The 1085-nt window shown below is 71.0% G+C and carries 1 protein-coding gene; it reads left to right on the forward strand.

All coding sequences use genetic code 11. The features are described 5' to 3' along the window. Positions 1-115: 115 nt before the first annotated feature. A partial coding sequence (locus tag C3488_RS39650) for an aldehyde dehydrogenase family protein (protein WP_146068037.1) occupies positions 116-1085 on the forward strand: 970 nt, incomplete at its 3' end.

The following is a 1085-nucleotide window of genomic DNA, read 5'->3' on the forward strand; positions in this document are numbered from 1 at the left end:
TGCGCGGCAACACCGTGCAGATCAGCCCGCCGTTCATCACCACCGACGACGAGGTCCGGCAGCTCGTGGCCGCCATCGACACCGTCGTCTCCGCCCAGGAAGCCAGGTGACCACCATGAGTACCCTCCCCGATGCCGAACCGACTGCCCTGGCCGACTCCGAGAAGGTCCTGGCCAATCTCGACCTCGCCGTTCCGGGCGTGACCCGGACCTTCGACGTCCACGATCCCGCTACCGGCCAGACGATCGCGCAGGTCCCCGACTTCGACGCGCTCCAGGCCCTGGAGGCCGTGGCCCGCGCCGACGAGGCCGGCCGTTCCTGGGCCGCCACCACCGCCCGGCACCGCGCCGACATCCTGCGCGCCTGGTACGACCTGATCATCGGCAACGCCGAGATGATCGCCCTGCTCATCACCCGGGAGATGGGCAAGCCGCTCGCCGAGGCCCGCGCCGAGATCTCCTACGGGGCCGACTTCGTCCGCTGGTACGCCGAGGAAGCGGTACGCCCTGCCGGAGGCCTGCGCGACGCTCCGGCCGGCGGGGCCCGTCTGCTCACCCGGCGCGCACCGGTGGGGCTGTCGGTTTTGATCACCCCGTGGAACTTCCCGCTCGCCATGGCGACCCGCAAGATCGCCCCGGCGCTCGCCGCCGGCTGCCCGGTGGTCATCAAACCCGCGCCCAACACGCCCCTGACCACGATCTTCGCGGTCCAGCTCGCCCTCGCAGCCGGCGTCCCCGAAGACCTGGTGCAGGTCGTGACCACCACCGAAGCCCCCGCCTTCAGCACCGCCGTGCTGGCCGATCCGCGGGTGCGCAAGGTGTCCTTCACCGGATCGACCGCGGTCGGCAGGGTGCTCCTGCATCTCGCCGCGGACAACGTGCTGAAGAGTTCCATGGAACTGGGCGGCAACGCCCCGCTGCTGGTCTTCGACGACGCCGACCTGGAGCGGGCCGTCGAGGGAGCGTTCGCCGCCAAGATGCGCAACGGCGGCCAGTCCTGCATCGCCGCCAACCGCATCTTCGTCCAGGACGGAATCGCCGACGCCTTCGTCGAGGCCCTGACCGAGCGGCTGGCCACTGTGGAGG

Origin of the sequence: Streptomyces sp. Ru72 (assembly GCF_002920635.1) — a bacterium.
Taxonomy (GTDB): domain Bacteria; phylum Actinomycetota; class Actinomycetes; order Streptomycetales; family Streptomycetaceae; genus Streptomyces.